The 14,799-nt window shown below is 39.3% G+C and carries 16 protein-coding genes; 1 reads left to right on the top strand and 15 read right to left on the bottom strand.

Features of this window, described 5'->3' with window-relative positions; all coding sequences use genetic code 11:
- Positions 1 to 725, top strand: a 725-nt coding sequence (locus PHV30_09605; protein ID MDD5457270.1) for an ATP-binding protein, incomplete at its 5' end; no start/stop codon positions are given.
- 71 nt (positions 726 to 796) lie between these two features.
- On the opposite strand, the gene PHV30_09610 is transcribed toward PHV30_09605, so the two are convergent.
- The 15 genes from PHV30_09610 to PHV30_09680 form a co-directional block, all read right to left on the bottom strand.
- Complete coding sequence (locus PHV30_09610) at positions 797 to 1,573, bottom strand: energy transducer TonB (protein MDD5457271.1); 777 nt, start codon at positions 1,571 to 1,573, stop codon at positions 797 to 799.
- Positions 1,574 to 1,576: 3 nt separating this feature from the next.
- Positions 1,577 to 1,981: a biopolymer transporter ExbD gene (locus PHV30_09615; protein MDD5457272.1), complete on the bottom strand. Its 405-nt coding sequence runs from the start codon at positions 1,979 to 1,981 to the stop codon at positions 1,577 to 1,579.
- Complete coding sequence (locus tag PHV30_09620; GenBank protein ID MDD5457273.1) at positions 1,971 to 2,624, bottom strand: MotA/TolQ/ExbB proton channel family protein; 654 nt, start codon at positions 2,622 to 2,624, stop codon at positions 1,971 to 1,973. Before PHV30_09620 ends, PHV30_09615 begins: the two co-directional genes overlap by 11 nt.
- Positions 2,625 to 2,674: 50 nt before the next feature.
- Positions 2,675 to 4,156, bottom strand: coding sequence for a hypothetical protein (locus tag PHV30_09625; protein MDD5457274.1), 1,482 nt, complete (start codon positions 4,154 to 4,156; stop codon positions 2,675 to 2,677).
- On the bottom strand, positions 4,153 to 5,940 hold the full coding sequence (locus tag PHV30_09630; GenBank protein ID MDD5457275.1) for a tetratricopeptide repeat protein: 1,788 nt from the start codon (positions 5,938 to 5,940) through the stop codon (positions 4,153 to 4,155). The genes PHV30_09625 and PHV30_09630 overlap by 4 nt, the downstream gene beginning before the upstream one ends.
- A complete protein-coding gene (locus PHV30_09635) occupies positions 5,940 to 7,067 on the bottom strand; it encodes a DegV family protein (GenBank protein MDD5457276.1) in 1,128 nt (375 codons plus the stop codon). The genes PHV30_09630 and PHV30_09635 overlap by 1 nt, the downstream gene beginning before the upstream one ends.
- 90 nt (positions 7,068 to 7,157) lie before the next feature.
- Complete coding sequence (locus PHV30_09640) at positions 7,158 to 8,285, bottom strand: hypothetical protein (GenBank protein MDD5457277.1); 1,128 nt, start codon at positions 8,283 to 8,285, stop codon at positions 7,158 to 7,160.
- A gap of 18 nt (positions 8,286 to 8,303) precedes the next feature.
- Complete coding sequence (locus PHV30_09645; protein MDD5457278.1) at positions 8,304 to 9,662, bottom strand: TldD/PmbA family protein; 1,359 nt, start codon at positions 9,660 to 9,662, stop codon at positions 8,304 to 8,306.
- 323 nt (positions 9,663 to 9,985) lie between these two features.
- Positions 9,986 to 11,359, bottom strand: coding sequence for a TldD/PmbA family protein (locus PHV30_09650; protein ID MDD5457279.1), 1,374 nt, complete (start codon positions 11,357 to 11,359; stop codon positions 9,986 to 9,988).
- A gap of 3 nt (positions 11,360 to 11,362) precedes the next feature.
- Positions 11,363 to 11,659, bottom strand: coding sequence for a flagellar hook-basal body complex protein FliE (fliE, locus tag PHV30_09655; GenBank protein ID MDD5457280.1), 297 nt, complete (start codon positions 11,657 to 11,659; stop codon positions 11,363 to 11,365).
- Positions 11,660 to 11,698: 39 nt separating this feature from the next.
- Positions 11,699 to 11,872, bottom strand: a complete 174-nt coding sequence (locus PHV30_09660) for a hypothetical protein (protein MDD5457281.1) — start codon at positions 11,870 to 11,872, stop codon at positions 11,699 to 11,701.
- Between the two features lie 728 nt (positions 11,873 to 12,600).
- Positions 12,601 to 12,978, bottom strand: a complete 378-nt coding sequence (locus tag PHV30_09665) for an ATP synthase subunit I (protein MDD5457282.1) — start codon at positions 12,976 to 12,978, stop codon at positions 12,601 to 12,603.
- Complete coding sequence (locus PHV30_09670) at positions 12,975 to 13,211, bottom strand: AtpZ/AtpI family protein (GenBank protein ID MDD5457283.1); 237 nt, start codon at positions 13,209 to 13,211, stop codon at positions 12,975 to 12,977. The genes PHV30_09665 and PHV30_09670 overlap by 4 nt, the downstream gene beginning before the upstream one ends.
- A 10-nt stretch (positions 13,212 to 13,221) precedes the next feature.
- Positions 13,222 to 13,980: a flagellar basal body rod C-terminal domain-containing protein gene (locus PHV30_09675; protein MDD5457284.1), complete on the bottom strand. Its 759-nt coding sequence runs from the start codon at positions 13,978 to 13,980 to the stop codon at positions 13,222 to 13,224.
- On the bottom strand, positions 13,977 to 14,303 hold the full coding sequence (locus PHV30_09680; protein ID MDD5457285.1) for an EscU/YscU/HrcU family type III secretion system export apparatus switch protein: 327 nt from the start codon (positions 14,301 to 14,303) through the stop codon (positions 13,977 to 13,979). The genes PHV30_09675 and PHV30_09680 overlap by 4 nt, the downstream gene beginning before the upstream one ends.
- Between the last annotated feature and the right edge of the window lie 496 nt (positions 14,304 to 14,799).

Below are 14,799 nucleotides of genomic sequence, written 5' to 3' on the forward strand. Positions count from 1 at the left end.
AAAAACAGGTTAAGGAAAGGTCTGAGGAACTGACCAGAGTCCAGATGGAACTGGAAAGAGCACAACGTCTTTCTGATATTGGCACTCTATCGGCGACTGTAGCTCATGAATTGCGAAATCCGCTTGGCGTCATTCGTACAGCCAACTATAATCTGCGCCGAAAAAACACAAACCAGGATCTGATAAAACATTTTGATAATATAGACAAAAAAGTATTGGAAAGTGACCAGATTATTAATAACCTGCTTAACTATGCCCGGATAAAAACTCCGAATTTTGAAAAAACAGATTTGAGTTTACTCATTCGGGAATGTATTGAAAATATCGTAAAACGCCATGTTGACGAGCCCTTAAAAATAAAAACAGATTTAAAAGAAATTAAAAATCTGATCATCAATATTGATCCTGTGCAAATAGCTGAAGTCTTTATTAATATATTGAATAATTCTTCTCAGGCAATTGTGGGAAATACAGGCGAAATTAACATAAAGGCTGTATTGCTTTCAAATAAAAAAGTGGCCATTACTATCGCGGACAACGGCCCGGGTATACCCAGTGAAGATCTGGGTAGAATTTTCGAGCCGTTTTTTACCCGTAAATCAAAAGGTACAGGCCTGGGGCTAACCATCTGCAAGGAACTGGTTCATTTGCATAACGGAGAAATAATGGTGGAAAGCCAGAAAAATATAGGCACAAAATTCACAATTATCCTGCCAACGAAATAAATTAAAGGCAAACTTAGTATCCAGGAATGAAGATTTCCACGCTTCGCTCGCAATGACTTCGACGGAAATTATTAATACAAGACAAACTTTACCAAAATCTCACCCCACTGGTTTTGTTGAGACACATTCTTGTCCAGAGGAGAAAACTTCCATTTGATGATTGTATTTTTGGCCAGCAGATCCAGCCTCAAGTCCGGTGATTTTTTAATAATGGACACATTAAAAACTTTACCGTCGGAGGTGACCCAGAACTTCATGCGGACATCACCTTCTATGCCCTTGCGTTTTGCCCATTCCGGATACTGAGGTATTTCAGAATATATTATACTTCTATTTACAATTTGTCCGAATAAAACGATATTGCCAGAGGGTCTGATATCCGCTAGCTGATTGCCTGTAGTGCCCCCGGGTATGTCCTTGTCATATTTTCTGTTTTCATTTTCCGGTTCATTGCTAAGCGGTTCGGTAACAAATTTGTTATTATTCTGCTTGGCGTCTTCTTTGAGCATGGCTGTTTTTTGCTCTTCCTGTTTGGGACTTTCCTTAACCTCGGGAAGTTTGATCTTTTCTACTTTTTCCTGCGGTTTCTTGTCTTTGGCGGCAACGGTTGATTTTTTTTGTTTGATAGTAGCTTTTTCTTTTTTTGTTTCCTGCTGCTTTTGAGCCAGTATGGTTTTATTGGAATTAGGGGACTGAGGGAATTCCCTCTCATAGACAAAAGATACTTCCCTGAAGACTTCTTTTTGTTTTACAGGATTAAAATTTAATTGTAAAACAGATAAAACTATAAAAAAAGCAATATGAATAAGAAGTGAAATAATAAAAGCAAAAAAATATTTATTTTTCATCTGTTATTCTTTAATTTTTGTCGCGATTACCAAACGTTCCGCGCCAGCAGCACTGGCAATATCCATAATCTCGACAAGTTTTTCCACCTTAATATTTTTGTCCGGCCTGAAAATAACAACTTTGTCGCTGCTATTCTCCAGCATTTTTTTCAATTCAGCCTGCAAAAGATCTTTATCAGTCAGATTTTCGTTTAAATATATTTTCCCTTCCTCATTAATGGCTATGCTCAGATTATGCTTTACTTCATTTACACTGGTCTTTCTGGCTCCAGGCAAGTCAACCTTGATCCCGGTCTGTGGAACAAATGACGAAGACAAAAGAAAAAAAATAAGTAAAAGGAAAACGATATCAGTCATGGCAACGCTTTCCAGCCTGCTAAAATAAGTACGTCTGCTTTTAAATTTCATTGCTTTCTCTCTTGGTCAGGATATCCAGAAGTTCTATGGAGCTCTCTTCTATTTCAAAAATATGCTGTTCTACTTTTCCTAGTAAATAGTTGTAAAACAGGTTTAACGGAATTGCCACGCATAAACCGAATGCTGTAGTAATCATGGCTTCCCATATACCACCGGCCAGCACAGAAGCGTTTACGCTGCCACCCTGCGCCTCTATTACCATAAAAACTTTTATCATACCTGATACAGTTCCCAAAAATCCTAACAAGGGAGAAATGCCACCCAATGTGGCCAGTGCTACCAGATTTTTTTCCAGCTTGCGGATTTCCAGATTGCCAGCGCTTTCAATAATAGCCCTTAATTCGGAACTGGCTTTATCGGCATTGCGCAAGCCCACCTTAAAAATATTGGAAATAATTGAAGGGTTCAAATTACAATAGCGATATGCTGATTTTACTCCTTCAGTAGTATACAGTTCTTTCATCGCCGGCAGAAAATCTTTGGATTTGTTTCTGGAATTTCTTAAAAAAATCAATCTTTCGATAAAAATAGTTACCCCGATCAGGGAACAAAGGAAAATCAGATAATCAACCGGACCCCCTTTAACAAATAAAAAGTCGTAAACGTTGTATATTCCCGAGAATAAGTTGTTCATAAATCCTCCCTTTTATTTTACCCATTAACAGAAATGAGTAAGGTTTAATATTAAAGTATCATTCTGAACCTGATGTATACAAACGGATCGGATAACGGATGCCCAGAGAGGTTCTCGGCCCCACCTGAAAATAAATGTCCGATACTGAGTCCCCACCAAAAGTCTTTGCTTAACTGGGAATCATAGGCGCAGGATACATCAAAATAACTGTTTTTAAATACTCCCGGACTTCTGCCTAATTCTCTCAAATAATAAGCGCCGGCGACAGATATCTGTCCGTTCCAGATATCCTTTTTATAATTAATTTCAGCAAATTTATCAAATTGGTTGGGCAAATCCTGACTATAAAACGGCACCTGCAGCAGAACATCTATCTTTTCTTCACCTATCTTTAAATCCTGGAACAAACTGCCGGCTTTAAAGACCTGGACATTTCTTATCTTTTCCTGCGCGTAGTAGCCATCCGCATCAAGATCGTCCCACACTTTCAGTGTGCCGTAACTGTATAGATTGAAAAACATATTCTCCTTCAAACCCCAGTAATTATTTAAAGTTACCGACATGCCCATTCTCTGGTCCGGTTCCAGAACAGAATCATTTATCTCGGCATAATCAAACTGAAAAACCTGGTCCATATCCGGCAGTAAACTATTCAACTCAATCTCGCCGCTGAGAGCAACGTCCCTGGTTAACTGCACTTCCCAGCTGTCATCAACTAAAAAACTAAATCCGCTAATTCCGGTGTTTGACCATATGTTCAAACCCATCCGCATATTCTGAGGAGTATCAAAAAAACTGTATTCCCTGGCAGTATTCAGCCTTAAATCAATATAATTATTATTTTTGGAATTCAGCAAAGTAGCTCTGATAATCGAAGGATATTTTTCATTCAAAAATTCAATCTGACCCACGTCAAAAATACCGGAATTATAGAAATAGGAGACTGCAGGATTACCTGCATAGGCATTGGCGTTAAACATTTTACCATAATAGGTTATGGGGATATTCCAGAAAGTTTTCAGGCCGAATTGCAGTGAACTCAAGCCCGCATCCCGCAAATTATTTTCGTACCATTTTAAATTATAAATGTTGTCATCTACGCCCAGCGCGGCAAAAAGCATGGAAGAACTTTTGGCATCCGCGACATAGAGTTTTTCCCCAGCGGTTTTATCCAGTGAAACATAATAAGGATAATTATCCCAGGTATAAGCATGTTTTATACCGAACATCAGATAAGACGGCAACCCGAAACCAACTTTGATTTCATTATAAATATTACCAGTAGTCTCACGATTCAGCAGATTGTCCAGGCCCAGCTTGTACCCTCTGTCCTGCAAACCCGCCATATTTTTCATATATGGTTTGTTCTGCCATTCAATCCGGGGATTGGTGGTAAGCCTCAAGTCCATATCCAGTTTATTGGAATCTTTGGCAGTAACAAAAACATCCGGTAAAACAAATTTCTCTTCATCAGCTCTTAGTATGGAGAAGGATATTAAAACTAATATCAGAAAAAAAATTCTAATTCTCATTCTTCTTTCTGCTCCTTGGCAAATTTGATTTTTTCTTTCAATTCATCATAAAGTTGCAGTTGAAATTCCTCATCTACTTCCTTGGCAGCAGCCAGAGCCATATCATATTTTTTCTGCATGAATAAACTCTGCACGCTGCCATACCTGGCATCAAGCCTTCTGCTACCTTTGGGGTAAGTCCGCACATACATATTATAATACTCAAAAGACTTGTCATAATTCTTCAGATTAAAATAAGCGTCAGCCAGATTAATATAAATATCTTCGTCCATACCAGGGTAACTTTTTATTATTTCTTCATAAATGGCTATGGCTTCATTGGTCATTTCCATTTTTATATAGTTATCAGCCAGAACCTTCTTTAACATAATTTTTTCTACATTATTCTCGGCCAAGTCCAGATACTGGTTTAAATATTCATTAGCCTTGTCAAATTGTCTTAATTTGCTGTAGACCTGGATCAGGCTGCGCAGCACAAGTTTGTACAAAAGTTTTTGTTGTTGTTTTTTAGGCTCTAATGAATTCATTAACGAACTGTAACCTTTTAAGGCTTCATTATAATAATGCAGATTATAGTTGCAGTCTGCCAGCTTGATCAAACAATTGAGTTTGAGTACTTCATCTTTCAGGCCGTATCTGATAAGCAAATCGAAACTGTCTTTAGCCTCAGCGAATTTTTCCAGCTTAAACTGGCTCCAGGCCAAACCATACAGGGCTGAAGGATAAAAAGAAGATGCCCGTGATACCTCCGCAATTACCTGAGAATAATTTATGGCGGCTTCAGTATAATCCTCATCCCTGTAGGCAATCTCTCCAAGGTAATAATGAGCTTCACCTGATCCGGCTACCTGAGAAAAAAACCTCCTGGCTTTGTTCCATTGCCCGGCGTAAAAATTAGTTACTCCTTCATAATAGTTAATCCCGGACAGATATTCTTTATCATTGGGATAGGTTTCCCTAAACTGACCAAGAAGCTGTTGCGCGGCCACATAATTATATTCATAGATAAAAGTTTCTATTGTCCGGAACCGTCCCTCTATAAAAAACTCACCCGGGGGTATAGCCTGAAATAACGCTCTGGCCTGAGAATATTGTTTTTCTTCCATAGCCTTCATTGCCCTTGTATAGATTATGAGCGGGTTATTATCGGCAAGCCCCGCGCTTTTAAAATATGTATCCGCTTCTTTATAGTTCCTGGTTAGAAGATTATTCCAGCCCACTGCATAAAGATAAGCACCTTCCTTATCCTTCAAATTTAAAATTTTGTTATTCCTGATAAAAAATAAAGTCCTCAGTTTGGCAATCCCTTTAAGGTAGTCTGATGAAAGATCCTTCTTCTCTTTCTTTTCATTGTAATAGGCATTAAGACCTTTTTCGTCGTTGTCCATATATATGGAAACAGCTTCTATAAGCTGATAATTATCTTTTTGATCATCTTTCAGCATGTCAAAATTGATTTGTTGAAGAATTTCTTTTAAAACTTTGTAGTGTTTTTCATAAAAATTTGCCACCAGATAATCATAAACAAGTTCATTATCGTTTTTGTTAGCTGTAACATTCCGCTCATACAACCTGATATATTCTGCATATTGCTGCAAGAGAAAGGTTTCTTTCATCGGGTTAGAGGATTTATTTACTTCTGAAAACAAAGGAGACATATTCAGCAGTTGGACATGTCTGATATCATTTCTTTCGGTTAAAGACTGAATTATCTGGGCATGCGAAAAGGTTGAGAAACAAACAATACAAAAAAGGTAAGATAAAGTTTTCTTATAAAAATTCATTATTCCTCAAATAATGCATTAACTCCCATGGACATCGGACCTAAATGTGTACATAACACCACACTGCCTTTTTGGAGAAGGACAGGAACCTTATATTCACTTTCCAGACGTTTCTTCAAAACATTGGCGTCATTATCCAGCCGCGAATGGGAAATCCCTAACATTTTCAATTTAAGTTTACTTCCATTTATTGTATTTTTCAAGTTAGTTTCCATGATTTTCAAGGCATTTTCAAAGGTTTCCACACGAGATAAAATTTTGAATACACCCTCACCTTTTTCCAGGAGTAAAACCGGCCTGAAATTGAGAAGTTCACTTATTATCGAACCGAAAGCGGTCTCTATATTAATATTTAGAAGCCCAAGTGTATTTAGAGTTTTCAGAGATGTTATAGTAACTACCAGCCAGTTATTTTTAATCAGCGTTTCCAGATATGTATCAAGCTTGTCTTCCGACCAGCCGGCATTAACCTTTTCAATCAGCGCAAGTGCCATCATGGTCAGGGCCTGTCCTGATGTTTTGGAATCGAATATCTTAATTTTTACACCTGAAAATTTTTCAGCGGCTTTACGGGCATTTTCCACCGTCTTGCTGAATACTTCAGAAATATGAAGCGAATAAATAACCTTGGCGCCTTCCTGCACAAGTCTGGAATAATGACTGAAGAAGTCTTCGACTGTGGCAGGAGATGTAGTTAAGATAATATCTTTTTTGTTGCCTTCTATTTTTTTATAAAAATCATCTTCTTTAAGATTGAAACCGTCCATAAATTGTTTTTTGTTGATGTTGACATACAAAGGTATAACATCAATATTATATTTTTTAACAAGTTCTTCACTTATGGAAGAAGTGCTGTCCAGAAGAATGCGGACCGGTAATTTTTCTTTTTTGGATAATTTCTGTTTGTTACATAACACCAGGGACTTGATTTCATCCAGCGACAGGCCTCTGTTTTTATATTCCAGGATACACTCAATGACCTTAAGCGAATCTTTGCCATAAACTCTTCTATTGCCAGATGTCCTGAAAACAGGGTCGAGAAGGCCCTTTTCTTCCCAAAAACGAATAGTCCGTGTGGTTATATTATATTTTTCGGCCAATTCTTTGATTTTATAGGTATCTGCCATGATGATCTTCTCCTCTGCACAGAAAATTTGATGTTCGTTAGCTTCGTTTTGACGGAGCCGTTATCATTTTAGCATGGAAATCTTTTAACGTTAAATTGTTATTTTTGTAAATATTTTCCCGGTTGCCTCGACCTCTCCGGTATTAAAATAAAGTTTAACGGTTTCACATTGCAGGTGTCTTTTATTCTGGGTAAGACGCACATTTCCGTAAAGCGTAATCCAGTTATTGCGAAGGTCCTGAATACCGTTTGCGGCTACTATCTCCAGATCAGCCTGGGTATAACGAATCGGGCCACTGTACTCTATAACCTTATTTTTAAAGTCCAGCGCTATATGGTCGGCCTTTAATACTTTTTTCTGTTCGTTTTTCTTAACCGTTGCAGTATTATCAGTGCTGATTATGAGCTCTACCCTGTCATCAATGAACAGTTTTTCTTCGGCTTCCAGATAACGTCCGACCTGGCCTTTCAATACCTGATCTTCCTTTTGAATGACTATATTACCGCCCAGATAATAAATCTCTCCGTCATCGGTTATTTCACGACGCAGGTTATCGCAATTTAATTTAAATTTGTCTGCTTTGATAATCCTTAATTTGCCTTCCATGGAAATTTCGTTTTTATTCAGGTCAACCCATAACTGCTCACCGTTAACAGCAACATCTTTTTCCCGATAATTAAACCCGTTGGAAAATTTTACCCACTGGTTCTGACAATTGAGCAGTCCGTATGTAGCACTGACTAAAATATTGTTCTGCCTGATCCTGATATCATCATATAAATAGAGTGTTTTATCGCGTTCGGTATAGGAAACTCTCCTGGCAAAAAAGCCTATACTCTGTTTTATATCGAATTTGCTTGCCTTTACAAGTGCCGTCACGTCGGTCAAATTGATATTTTTTTCACTGAGCACTACATCCGCGTGTTTTGCCTGAATATCATAAATAATACTTTTTTTATGATTATCGAAAACTGTGCCGTCAATAATATCAAAGAGTTCAATCTGGTCCTGCTTTTTCATCAGTGCCGAACGGGCATGGACTTCCCATCTGGGTGAATTTTCCTCCCAGCCTTTTATAAAAATATCCTTTATTTCCATGAGAGCGTTAAAATTCTTAATGGTTTGCAGCAGTTCTTTACGCGGACTGATAAAAACAAAAACAAGAACTATCAGTCCTAAAATAATAATTCCGATCATAATTTTTAATAATAATTTCATACCAGGGGATAAACTGTTTTATAAACCGGAAATTGAAATATCGGAAAAATAGAGCGAAGGAGTAATGATATTGCCATGATAGGGAAAATTATCCTCATCATTGCCAATCTTAACAACCCGTTGTAATAATTGCAAGAAATTCCCCGCAATTGTGAACTGTTTCACAGCACCGGTGATCTCGCCGTTTTTCACCTTGTAACCGGATGCGCCCACGCTGAAATCACCGTTTATGGTATTGGCAGTATGCATACCCATGATACCGCTGATAATAATCAGTTCGTTATCCTGTTTTTTCCATAAATCCTCATAACTATAAGGCCCTTTATCGATAATAAAATTACTGGGGCTAATTTGCGGTGATCCCTGATAAGAAGACCTGAGGGCATTTCCGGTAGACTTGGTTTTTTCTTTGGCGGCTGTTTTCAGATCATACAAATAATTTTTCAAAACGCCCTTTTCCACAAGTGTCTTTTTTGCAGCCGGTGTTCCTTCGCCGTCAAACAGATAGCTGCCCAGACTGTCGGGCAGAGTGGCATCATCGACCATGAATAATGATTCGCCGGCAATACGCTCCCCCATTTTCCCGGCAAGGACCGATTTATTATTCTGCACCCGGTCAGCAGAAAATAGCTCCACGAATGTAGATAAAAACAGGGCCATGGCATCGTTTCTGAAAATTACCGGATAGTAGCCGCTTTGTACAGACTTGGCATTTAACATGGAATAGGCCTGATGCGCGATATTATAAGCCAGTCTGTCCAGATCAATAGCAGCGAGTTTGTTCTTGTAATCGGCATATGAACCAGCTTCCGCCTGACCCGCGTCCTCAGCTATTACATCCCCGCTATAACCAAAATGTACGCTCTTGTCCTCAAGAATGGAACTGAATTTTGTTTTATAGAACAATTGATTATAACTTTCGGCATAGACCAAATGCTCAATATTGGTTATGGTCTTATGCTGGGCAAATATCTTTTCTTCGAGATAGAGCAAGCGCTTGATTTTTTCCGATATGGACAAGTCGAAATACGACAAGTCCAGCTTGTCGCCAGCAGATTTACCGGCAGGAATATCGGCATTTATTTTGAAAAATTCATCAGGCATCATGTAGTTTAATATAAATTTAGCTTTATCCGCTGCCCTAGAAATACTGTCTTTTTCCAGATCATTGGTATAAACAAGGCTCATTTTTTGATCTTTTAAAACTCTTACAGCGCAACCGGTTTCGGTATTCTCCTTGAAGTCCTCCACCTGTTTGCCGCGGCAACTGATGTGCCGGTCCTGTTCACTCACCAGATATACGTCCCAGTTGTCAAAAGAATGTTTGTTTAATTCTTTTTCTGTAAAATCAAAAAACTCTTTTATTTCACTATTCACTTTTCATTCCTCACTCCGCCTCTCTCCCCAGCCCTCTCTCCGTAAACGGAGAAAGGGAGGGAAAAAGTAAACCCTTAAACCTTAAGCTTTCAATCTAAAACTTCCTTCGTCCTTCACTCTCTCCTATTAAAAAAGATTTCTCCTTAAAAAAGATTTCTCCACTTCGCTCCCTTCGAGAACCTCAGGGAGCCGGTCACTTATGCACTAATGTACTAATGTACTTCCAATTTCCCACACTTAGTTTGACCGTTCATACTTCGTCATGCTCAGTATGACGGCATCCCCTTTCAACTAACACTTATCTCCTACCACTTATCTCCTATTCACTGTCCCCCGATAGTCATCTCTTTTATTTTTATTGTGGGTTGCGCGTCCGCCACAGGAACGTGGTCGTATTTTCCGCAAACACCAGGCAAAAAATATTTATCGTTACCTACCATTTCAATCTGGTGTAAAACATCCGGTCCGTTTCCGATAAGGCTTGCGCCACGAATCGGCTTGTCTATTTTACCATTTTTGATCAGATACCCTTCGGCAACCTCGAAAACAAAATCACCGTTAGTAATGTTCACCTGACCACCGCCCATTTTTTTTACCAGCAGTCCGTTCTTTACAGAATCGATTATCTCGGATGGGGAGCGGTCGCTATTTTCTATAAAAGTATTACTCATTCTTGGCACTGGCTTACTGTGATACGACTCTCTTCTGCCATTTCCTGACAGAGTTAAACCCAAAAGCCCTCCATACATTCTGTCTGTTAAAAAACTGGTCAGAATACCCTTATTAATAAGTATCGTTTTTTGTGGTTTCACACCTTCGTCATCAATACCATAACTTCCGTATAAACCCGGGATACTGCCATCATCGATAACCGTGACAATCTCGGACGCCACTTTTTTACCCATGTTATTTTTAAAAATAGAACTATCTTTATAGATAAAGTCCGCCTCCAAAGCATGTCCGCAGGCTTCATGAATCATTGTACCTCCAGCTTCGCCCATAAGCACAACCGGCATTTTGCCAGTAGGAGCCTGCTCGGCATATAACATGGTCAAAGCGCGCTTAACTGTTTTCTGTACGACTTCTTCCGGCGGATAAAGTTTGAGCAAATCAGAACCTCCGGTAATACCAGGACCTTCATAAGCTGTCTGGGTGGCCTGACCATCCTGCGCGACAATATGAAGCATGTAACGGGTATAAATCCTTCTGTCTGTTGCATGTTCTCCGAGACTATTGGCAATCACAATATTTTTTTTGGCATGAAAATAGCTGAGGGTAACCTGAATTATTTTGTCGGACATGGAATAAATATTGTTATTGGTCTGAAAAAATTTGTCTATGATCTGCTGATATTCATCCAGGTGAATCGACGAAGCTGCGCTTTCTTGAGTTATTTTTTTACTTTTTTGCGCAACCGCTTCCTGTTCGCTCTGCACAGATTGAGCTATATTACGGGCAAGCATCAACAAACTATCTTTGCCTAACTGATCGGAACAAGCACTATAGGAACGATCTTTATTTACTGTACGAAGATGCAAGCCCTTGTCCATACCTGACTTGATCATCTTCACTTTTTTATTTTCCAGCACAAAGGAAAACAATTCTTCGTCTTCGAGATAAATATCGGAAAACTGACCGCCGGCCGATAAAGCAACATCCAGGATTTCTTTAATTAAGTCAGGGCCCAGCTCCTGCATGGATCAGACTTGAATTCTCATTAGTTCTTGGTAACCTTCGATTATACGGTTACGAACCTGCATTGTGTAATTCAGGGCCATACTGGCTTCCTCCACAGCAATCATTACCTCATGTAAGTCCATGGTTTTATTTACAGTATAATCCTGAACAAAATTATCAGCTTTATTTAAAAGACTATTGGTTTCTTCGATATTTTGTTTTAACATATTGGAAAATTCAGTGGCGAAACCTTTTCCAGCCTTGCCAACTGCCTGTTCATTTCCTATAACCCCTATACTATTGATTGACATATCTGACATATTTTCTTCCCCGATGGCGTATAATTATTATATGCCGATTTAATGAAATTGCAACCCCTGCTTACCTACCTTCTTTCTCTCCTGATCCACAATTTTCCTAATATAAGCAGACATGGACATTTTATTCAAATAAGCCTGGAGCCTGACAAATTCGTATTCTTCATTAGATACAGTGACATTTATGGCTAATCGTTCAAGTTCTTTTTTTGTCATATCTGAATCTTAATGAGAAAAGAGTTCCCAACAGGTATCAGGGGAAGACCTCTGATACCTGCCCTCGACTTCCCCCTAAATGTCGAACCCCCTGTACAATAAAACTTACAATTTCTTAACAAAGTTGTATTAATACAATACATGAGAAAAATATTGTTGTCAAACAATGGACAATAAAAATTGTAATATTTTACTACAATAGTGTTGCAAATATACAAGACCGAACTCTACCTATAGTGTAGGGCCAACCAATTGGCAAACAACCTTCCATGTATCTTGTTGTGAGGCTTTGTTCCGTTTTCTTTAATAAAAGAAACGCAAAACCATTTCCACTTTTTGAATGGCGCAAAAAGTGGAGAAAAACGCCTTTTGCGCTGTGCTTCAGAGCCTTGAATTGTAGCAACTCATTACGCTAACAGGCAAACTCGACATCCTGTCTCGGTTGCCTTAGCCCGTCTATCCTGACGGGCCTACGCGCCATTCGTTGACAATTCTACGGCTCTTTCGCTATGCGCAGAAAAGAATGCGGGATGCACATCCTGTTCATCAGACAGGGCCATTTTGCTAGCCTTACGCAACGGTACGTTTAGAATGTAAAGGCAGAATTCCACCTCTCTCCCCGACCCTCCTCGCCCCGGCGACTTGTCTCGGCGAAGCACAGCGAAGACGGAAGCCTCCGGCGTAGCACGGGTCTCCGTAATTGTCGGTCGGGATGACATTCAAAACTTTTAATTACTCTCATCTTCAACGTCAGAACGAGTTATTAATTTGGCGAAAATAGAAATGCAGGAAAAAGTGAACAATACCAAAAAAGTGATATAGGGGTTTAGCCAGGGCCGCAGATAAAACGATATTACAATAACCGCAGCCAGATTAAATAAACGAACGAAATAAAAAATATCGAAAAGCATTGCTTTGTTTCCTGTTTGCCGGTATTTAAGCAAAGAACGCAACTGCAGACGGAAATTAATAAAAGCCACAAATACCGCGAGCAACAGGCTGGGCAACCATTCGGGTTTATTAAATGTGAAATAAATTGCCAGCAGGCTGTAAATCAGAAGCGCGATATTTTCTGTTTTATTTTTATAGGTAAAGATATAATTCACTTGGAGTCCATGTCCATAATAATTTTATAAACAACATAAAAGCCACCCACCGCGCCGAAAATTACACCGCCGATCATAAATATATTATGCAGGTGGAAAAAATTATCCAGCCATTTCCCTATAAAATAAAACAAAGCCACAGAGCCTACGAGAGTAAATCCTATCTGATAGGCAACAGTCATACTTCTCCCTATTTCACCGCTGTTTCTTTTGTCTTTTTTATCTTTTTCCATAGTTTGAAATTTAATTTTTATTAACTATTTCGATGGCGGTATCCAGCATTTTCATGCGGGTCTGAATAAGCTGAGTGTTGGCGTTGTATTTATTGGTATCAGACAGCTTGATCATAAGCCGGGAATAATCTACGTTAGAATTCTCGTAAAAACCCTGTTTGACATTGTAACTATCGGCATCATGGACAGCACCGGACATACTATCATCAATATAAAAAAATACATGATTAACGCTTTTCAAAAGCTTGTAGTCATCAACGTCAAAAACCCCTAATTGCCCTATCTGATTATTGTCGCTGTCATACAAATTGCCCTTGTTATCGGCTTTTACTGTTTTATATTCGGGTATAGAAATGGAGGCCCGGTTTATGTCCAGAACAATAAATTTGCCGGAAACGGTAACCAGTTGCCTGTTCTCGTTAATTTCAAAACGGCCGTCACGCGTAAACAGTATTTTCCCCAGATTATCCCTGACCATAAAGAAACCTTTGTCTTCGAGGGCGAAATCGAGATTCTTACCGCTGTTTATAAAGGGTCCGGGGTTAAAGACATGAGAGTAAGAATATAAAACCGTTTTGTCTCTGGGATTACTGACAGAGGTAATTTTTACTTCCCTGTAACCGGGAGTTTTTAAATTGACCATATTCTCCATGATGATCCCGTTTTGCTTTTCCAAAAAATCCATACCGCTATTGGCAATGTCAATAGTGCCGTCACCGGCAAAAACAATAACGAACATCATTATCAATATTGTGACTATAAATCTCATTTTGGCCCCGGGTTTGATCTTAAATTATCAAATTTGCTTTTACCCTTCTTCTTTTGTTCGAGCTTGTAAACAAAGGCCAGAACTTCCGCGACCAAAGTATAGAGCTCGGGCGGGACTTCGGTTTCCAGTTCCAGTGAGGACAAGAGTTTGGCCAGCGAAGAATCCTGATAAAGAGGCACTTCATTTTCCTCAGCCAGACGAATTATTTCTTCGGCTATGCTGCCCTTTCCTTTGGCCACGAGAATTGGCGCGGCATTCTTTTCGGAATCATATTTAATCGCTGCCGCGACTTTGATATCTGTTTTTTTACCTTCTTCAGCCATAATTATTTCTCTTCCTTGTTTCTTTTTCGTCCTTGGTCAGACTCAGTGCTCGGTCGTCCCACTTGCGGGGACTGCTCAGGGCTCGGGGCTCTGAAATTCGGATCTTTAACATAAAAGTACCAGCTACTCATGAATTAAAGATTTCTCCACTTTGCTCCCTTCGAGAACCTCAGGGAGCCGGTCACTTATGCACTTATGTACTTCCAATCTTCCTTCTTCCCTCATTTCCCTTCGTCACGTTTCACCCATCAACTTTCAACTGTCATACTTCCCTTCGACAAGCTCAGGGTAAACTAGCTCAGTATGACGCTTTTCACTCTTCAACTGTCTCTTGGTCATACTTCCCTTCGACAAGCTCAGGGTAAACTAGCTCAGTATGACGCTTTTCACTCTTCACCAGTTACGCTTCTGTTCTGATCCTTCTCAAATCTTCCAGATCAATGGTCGGGTTTAATATTTTATTTATCTGTATCTTTTTCACCTGCGAGCTGATTCC

The organism is Candidatus Margulisiibacteriota bacterium (assembly GCA_028715625.1).
Classification (GTDB): domain Bacteria; phylum Margulisbacteria; class Riflemargulisbacteria; order GWF2-35-9; family GWF2-35-9; genus JAQURL01.

Bases quoted from the DNA above. Each gene is read 5' to 3' on its own strand.
- PHV30_09660 (MDD5457281.1), bottom strand. From the start codon at position 11,872: ATGACAAAAAAAGAACTTGAACGATTAGCCATAAATGTCACTGTATCT.
- PHV30_09670 (MDD5457283.1), bottom strand. From the start codon at position 13,211: ATGGAAAAAGATAAAAAAGACAAAAGAAACAGCGGTGAAATAGGGAGA.
- PHV30_09610 (MDD5457271.1), bottom strand. From the start codon at position 1,573: ATGAAAAATAAATATTTTTTTGCTTTTATTATTTCACTTCTTATTCAT.
- PHV30_09620 (MDD5457273.1), bottom strand. From the start codon at position 2,624: ATGAACAACTTATTCTCGGGAATATACAACGTTTACGACTTTTTATTT.
- PHV30_09615 (MDD5457272.1), bottom strand. From the start codon at position 1,981: ATGAAATTTAAAAGCAGACGTACTTATTTTAGCAGGCTGGAAAGCGTT.
- PHV30_09680 (MDD5457285.1), bottom strand. From the start codon at position 14,303: ATGGCTGAAGAAGGTAAAAAAACAGATATCAAAGTCGCGGCAGCGATT.
- PHV30_09650 (MDD5457279.1), bottom strand. From the start codon at position 11,359: ATGCAGGAGCTGGGCCCTGACTTAATTAAAGAAATCCTGGATGTTGCT.
- PHV30_09630 (MDD5457275.1), bottom strand. From the start codon at position 5,940: ATGAATTTTTATAAGAAAACTTTATCTTACCTTTTTTGTATTGTTTGT.
- PHV30_09625 (MDD5457274.1), bottom strand. From the start codon at position 4,156: ATGAGAATTAGAATTTTTTTTCTGATATTAGTTTTAATATCCTTCTCC.
- PHV30_09675 (MDD5457284.1), bottom strand. From the start codon at position 13,980: ATGAGATTTATAGTCACAATATTGATAATGATGTTCGTTATTGTTTTT.
- PHV30_09635 (MDD5457276.1), bottom strand. From the start codon at position 7,067: ATGGCAGATACCTATAAAATCAAAGAATTGGCCGAAAAATATAATATA.
- PHV30_09640 (MDD5457277.1), bottom strand. From the start codon at position 8,285: ATGAAATTATTATTAAAAATTATGATCGGAATTATTATTTTAGGACTG.
- fliE (MDD5457280.1), bottom strand. From the start codon at position 11,659: ATGTCAGATATGTCAATCAATAGTATAGGGGTTATAGGAAATGAACAG.